6 protein-coding genes are annotated in these 5333 nt (G+C 52.1%); 4 read left to right on the forward strand and 2 right to left on the reverse strand.

All coding sequences use genetic code 11. The features are described from left to right. Nucleotides 1–142: 142 nt before the first annotated feature. The gene (gene srmB / locus QZF50_RS22395; protein WP_000219193.1) at nt 143–1477 is read right to left on the reverse strand and encodes an ATP-dependent RNA helicase SrmB; all 1335 of its coding nucleotides are present in this window, start codon (nt 1475–1477) and stop codon (nt 143–145) included. 131 nt (nt 1478–1608) lie between these two features. Here srmB and trmN point away from each other — a divergent pair, with 131 nt between their 5' ends. Next, nucleotides 1609–2346 (forward strand): tRNA(1)(Val) (adenine(37)-N(6))-methyltransferase TrmN, encoded by a 738-nt coding sequence (gene trmN, locus QZF50_RS22400; protein WP_001298974.1) that lies wholly within the window; start codon nt 1609–1611, stop codon nt 2344–2346. On the opposite strand, the gene nadB is transcribed toward trmN, so the two are convergent. After that, entirely contained in the window at nt 2331–3953 is a 1623-nt protein-coding gene (gene nadB / locus QZF50_RS22405; RefSeq protein WP_061892473.1) for an L-aspartate oxidase, read from the reverse strand. The genes trmN and nadB overlap by 16 nt on opposite strands. Nucleotides 3954–4208: 255 nt before the next feature. Here nadB and rseD point away from each other — a divergent pair, with 255 nt between their 5' ends. From rseD to QZF50_RS22420, 3 genes are all read left to right on the forward strand, one after another. Further along, the gene (gene rseD, locus QZF50_RS22410; protein WP_001303621.1) at nt 4209–4364 is read left to right on the forward strand and encodes a rpoE leader peptide RseD; all 156 of its coding nucleotides are present in this window, start codon (nt 4209–4211) and stop codon (nt 4362–4364) included. Then, nucleotides 4361–4936, forward strand: coding sequence for an RNA polymerase sigma factor RpoE (rpoE, locus tag QZF50_RS22415; protein ID WP_001295364.1), 576 nt, complete (start codon nt 4361–4363; stop codon nt 4934–4936). The genes rseD and rpoE overlap by 4 nt, the downstream gene beginning before the upstream one ends. A 32-nt stretch (nt 4937–4968) precedes the next feature. Continuing rightward, on the forward strand, nt 4969–5333 hold a 365-nt coding region (locus QZF50_RS22420), incomplete at its 3' end, for an RseA family anti-sigma factor (protein ID WP_204355552.1).

Below are 5333 nucleotides of genomic sequence, written 5' to 3' on the forward strand. Positions count from 1 at the left end.
ACGGCATGCGGACTGCAGGCAGAGAAAACTGGCCGATTTTCTCTGCACTGGAGGGATAATACAAGGCCTGATAAGCGTAGCGCATCAGGCAGTTTTGCGTTTGCCAGCACTTTTAATACCAGGCTTAAACCCGGCATTGAGATTACTCTTCTGTCGTTTGCGGTGGCACGCCCGTTCCGCTTGGTTTACGGCGCTTACCAATATTTTTGGTGTCGCGATGGCGTTTTTTCACACGCGGTTTCTCTTTCTCTTTAGCTTTTTTCTTCTCGGCGCGTTTTGCCAGTACTTTCTTCGATGGCTTGCCGGTCTGCTTCTCGCTTGGCGCACGCGTTTTCGGGCGTAACTCATCAATAACGCGAGCTTTAATCGGCTCTTCAATGTAACGGCCAACCTTGCCCAGCAGCAAATGGTCATGGGCTTCCACCAGCGAAATTGCGGTGCCTTTACGACCGGCGCGCGCGGTACGTCCGATACGGTGCAAATAAGTATCGCCACTGCGCGGCATATCGAAGTTAAAGACGTGGCTGACGTCAGGAATGTCGATACCGCGCGCGGCAACATCGGTTGCAACCAGTACGTTTACGCGACCTTCGGTCAAACGCTTGATCGCTTCGTTACGCTTGCCTTGTACCATCTCACCTTCGAGATAGCAGTTGTTGATGCCCGCTTCGCGCAGCCAGTTTGCCAGCTCATGCACACGTTCACGCTTACGCACAAACACAATTGAGCGGGTCGCTTCCGGCTGTTTTAACAGATGCACCAGCAATGCGGTTTTATGTTCCAGGTCATCGGCGCGGTAATACCACTGATGAATTTTTTTGCGCTCACGGGTGGACGGATTGGCAGAAACCTCCACCGGATCTTCCAGCAGACGCTCGGCAAAGTCCTGAATCGCATCGCCTTCCAGCGTTGCCGAAAAGAGCAGGGTCTGTTTACGCCAGCGCGTTTCGCCAGCAATATGTTCGATATCCTGAGCGAAGCCCATATCCAGCATACGGTCTGCTTCGTCGAGGATCAGCGTTTCAACCGCGCGGCAATCGAAGTTCTCTTCTTTTATGTATTGCAGCAGACGTCCGGTCGTGGCGACCACGATGTCCTGATTTTCGCTGAACACTTCCGCGTGGTTCATATAGGCTACGCCGCCGGTGATGGTGGCGATATCCAGATGCGTATGTTTCGCCAGTTCGCGGGCATGATCGGCCACCTGCATCGCCAGCTCGCGAGTTGGGGTGAGGATCAAAATACGCGGCGGACCGGATTTCTTACGCGGGAAATCGAGCAGGTGCTGCAACGCTGGCAGCAGATACGCCGCCGTTTTACCGGTGCCTGTCGGCGCAGAACCGAGTACATCACGGCCATCGAGCGCAGGCGGAATGGCGGCAGCCTGAATGGCGGTCGGGCGAGTGAAACCTTTATCCTGGAGGGCTTCCAGCAGGCTTTCGTCGAGTTCAAGTTCGGAAAAAGTCGTTACAGTCATGTTCTACCTCTGTGTGGGGCGCTGATTATAGACGTTACGGCTGCAATCTTCATCTGTTTGTATGGATATCGCTTCTCGGGTATTGTTCTCACCCGGTGCTATCGCCGTTTTTCCTGCAAGGTTTTATTTTCATGTCACAGTCTACATCCGTGCTTCGTCGTAATGGATTTACTTTTAAACAGTTTTTTGTTGCTCACGATCGCTGTGCGATGAAAGTGGGAACGGATGGCATTTTGCTGGGCGCATGGGCACCGGTGGCTGGGGTGAAACGTTGCCTTGATATCGGCGCGGGTAGCGGGTTGCTGGCACTGATGCTGGCGCAGCGAACCAGTGACAGCGTGATAATTGATGCCGTTGAGCTGGAAAGTGAAGCTGCCGCGCAGGCGCAGGAAAATATCAACCAGTCCCCGTGGGCAGAGCGGATTAACGTCCATACGGCGGATATTCAGCAGTGGATCACACAGCAGACAGTACGCTTCGATTTAATCATCAGTAACCCACCTTACTATCAGCAGGGAGTAGAGTGCGCGACACCTCAACGGGAACAGGCTCGCTATACCACTACGCTTGATCACCCATCGCTGCTGACCTGTGCGGCGGAGTGCATTACCGAAGAGGGATTTTTCTGCGTGGTGCTGCCAGAGCAGATTGGTAATGGTTTTACTGAACTGGCATTAAGCATGGGCTGGCATTTACGTTTGCGGACGGATGTGGCGGAAAACGAAGCGCGACTGCCGCATCGGGTGCTGCTGGCATTCTCCCCGCAGGCGGGAGAATGCTTTAGCGATCGCTTAGTCATTCGTGGGCCAGACCAGAACTATTCCGAAGCGTATACGGCGCTGACCCAGGCTTTTTATCTGTTTATGTAATGATTGCCGGGGGAAAGGATCGATGGACCGGAATGCGTGAGCAGTTCCGGGTAATCCAGCGTAAAATGCAGCCCCCGGCTTTCTTTGCGCATCATCGCGCAGCGAACAATCAACTCGGCAACCTGTACCAGATTACGCAGCTCCAGCAAATTATTTGAGACGCGGAAATGGGCGTAATATTCGTCTATTTCTTGTTGGAGCATGGTTATCCGCCGCAGGGCGCGTTCCAGGCGCTTCGTTGTGCGCACAATGCCAACGTAATCCCACATAAACAGCCGTAGCTCGTGCCAGTTATGCTGAATTACTACCCGTTCGTCAGGGTTCTCAACGCGGCTTTCATCCCACGGCGGTAACGTACTGACGCCGTGGGCATCAGGCATACGTCTGGTGATATCTTCTGCCGCCGACCAGCCATAGACCAGACACTCCAGCAATGAATTCGAGGCCATGCGGTTAGCGCCGTGTAAGCCGGTATAACTCACCTCGCCAATGGCATACAAGCCCTCGACGTCCGTACGCCCATGATCATCAACCATTACACCACCGCAGGTATAATGTGCAGCAGGCACAATCGGTACCGGTTCTTGTGTGAGATCAATCCCCAGCCCAAGCAATTTTTCATAAATCATCGGGAAATGCTGGCGAATAAAATCGGCGGGCTTATGGCTGATGTCGAGGAACATACAATCTGCGCCGAGGCGTTTCATTTCATGGTCAATGGCGCGGGCGACAATATCGCGCGGGGCCAGTTCGCCGCGCTCATCAAAATCGGGCATAAAACGCGTGCCATCCGGGCGCTTGAGATAAGCGCCTTCGCCGCGCAGTGCTTCCGTTAACAGGAAATTGCGTGCCTGTGGGTGATACAGTGCGGTAGGGTGGAACTGATTAAATTCGAGATTGGCAACCCGACAGCCTGCGCGCCACGCCATAGCAATGCCATCGCCAGAAGAAATATCCGGATTGGTGGTGTACTGATAAACCTTCGACGCACCGCCGGTTGCCAGTACCACTGCTTTTGCGTGGCAGGTTTCCACCGTTTCTTTATTTCGGTTCCATACCCACGCGCCAACAACCCGTCGCGTGCCCGGGAGGCCAATTTTGTCAGAAACAATCAGATCAACTGCGTTGCTGCGCTCCAGCACACGAATATTCGGATGGTTCTGCGCCTTGCTCACCAGCGTGGATTGTACTTCTCTACCGGTGGCGTCGGCGGCATGAAGAATACGACGGTGACTATGTCCACCTTCACGGGTCAGATGGTAGCTTTCTTCGCCATTCGGTTGAACGTGGGTATCAAACAAAACCCCTTGGTCAATTAACCATTGCACACAGGATCGTGCATTGCTGGCGACAAATTCAACTGCATGGCGATCGTAAATACCAGCCCCGGCAATCAATGTGTCTTCCACATGCGAGTCAATGCTGTCAGTTTCATCAAACACGGCGGCAATACCGCCCTGGGCATAAAATGTTGAACCTTCCGTTACCGGGCCTTTACTTAGAACGATGACCTGATGCTGGTCAGCCAGGCGTAGCGCCAGTGAAAGTCCGGCTGCGCCGCTACCGATAATCAACACGTCACATGAATGTTCTGGGAGAGTATTCATTTTCTTTGTTTAATTTACTAAACACTGTTTGGTCAGCATAGCATCATGTTGTGCGAATAAACACCTGCTATTTTAATATTTGTTACAGTGGCTAAACACGCTGACGCAGGGCGGCGAGAAAAAGAGAAGTTACTGGCTGGTGGAGGATTAGGTGGTGAAATAAAAAGGCCGTTGGGTTACTCTTCAGGCAGTTAAATGGGCATTTCTACACAGATAATGCGATGTTCAGATTCTGTAGACTTATAATGATAGATAATGATCCGTCTACAGCATGACAAACAAAAACAGATGCGTTACGGAACTTTACAAAAACGAGACACTCTAACCCTTTGCTTGCTCAAATTGCAGCTAATGGAGTGGCGTTTCGATAGCGCGTGGAAATTTGGTTTGGGGAGACTTTACCTCGGATGAGCGAGCAGTTAACGGACCAGGTCCTGGTTGAACGGGTCCAGAAGGGAGATCAGAAAGCCTTTAACCTACTGGTAGTGCGCTATCAGCATAAAGTGGCGAGTCTGGTTTCCCGCTATGTGCCGTCGGGTGATGTTCCCGATGTGGTACAAGAAGCTTTTATTAAAGCCTATCGTGCGCTGGATTCGTTCCGGGGAGATAGCGCTTTTTATACATGGCTGTATCGGATTGCTGTAAATACAGCGAAAAATTACCTGGTTGCTCAGGGGCGTCGTCCACCTTCCAGTGATGTGGATGCCATTGAAGCTGAAAACTTCGAAAGTGGCGGCGCGTTGAAAGAAATTTCGAACCCTGAGAACTTAATGTTGTCAGAAGAACTGAGACAGATAGTTTTCCGAACTATTGAGTCCCTCCCGGAAGATTTGCGCATGGCAATAACCTTGCGGGAGCTGGATGGCCTGAGCTATGAAGAGATAGCCGCTATCATGGATTGTCCGGTAGGTACGGTGCGTTCACGTATCTTCCGAGCGAGGGAAGCTATTGATAACAAAGTTCAACCGCTTATCAGGCGTTGACGATAGCGGGATACTGGATAAGGGTATTAGGCATGCAGAAAGAACAACTTTCCGCTTTAATGGATGGCGAAACGCTGGATAGTGAGCTGCTTAACGAACTGGCTCATAACCCAGAAATGCAGAAAACCTGGGAAAGCTATCACTTAATCCGTGACTCAATGCGGGGTGATACTCCCGAGGTGCTCCATTTCGATATCTCTTCACGCGTGATGGCCGCCATTGAAGAAGAGCCAGTACGTCAACCGGCGACATTGATCCCGGAAGCCCAGCCTGCGCCGCATCAATGGCAGAAAATGCCATTCTGGCAGAAAGTACGTCCGTGGGCGGCACAGCTTACCCAAATGGGCGTAGCAGCATGCGTATCGCTTGCAGTTATCGTTGGCGTCCAGCACTATAA

Origin of the sequence: uncultured Escherichia sp. (assembly GCF_948475835.1) — a bacterium.
Lineage (GTDB): Bacteria > Pseudomonadota > Gammaproteobacteria > Enterobacterales > Enterobacteriaceae > ECMA0423.

What these genes read in the sequence shown, in the direction of transcription:
- rpoE (WP_001295364.1), top strand. Translation starts at nt 4,361, where the DNA reads ATGAGCGAGCAGTTAACGGACCAGGTCCTGGTTGAACGGGTCCAGAAG.
- nadB (WP_061892473.1), bottom strand. Translation starts at nt 3,953, where the DNA reads ATGAATACTCTCCCAGAACATTCATGTGACGTGTTGATTATCGGTAGC.
- srmB (WP_000219193.1), bottom strand. Translation starts at nt 1,477, where the DNA reads ATGACTGTAACGACTTTTTCCGAACTTGAACTCGACGAAAGCCTGCTG.
- trmN (WP_001298974.1), top strand. Translation starts at nt 1,609, where the DNA reads ATGTCACAGTCTACATCCGTGCTTCGTCGTAATGGATTTACTTTTAAA.
- rseD (WP_001303621.1), top strand. Translation starts at nt 4,209, where the DNA reads ATGATCCGTCTACAGCATGACAAACAAAAACAGATGCGTTACGGAACT.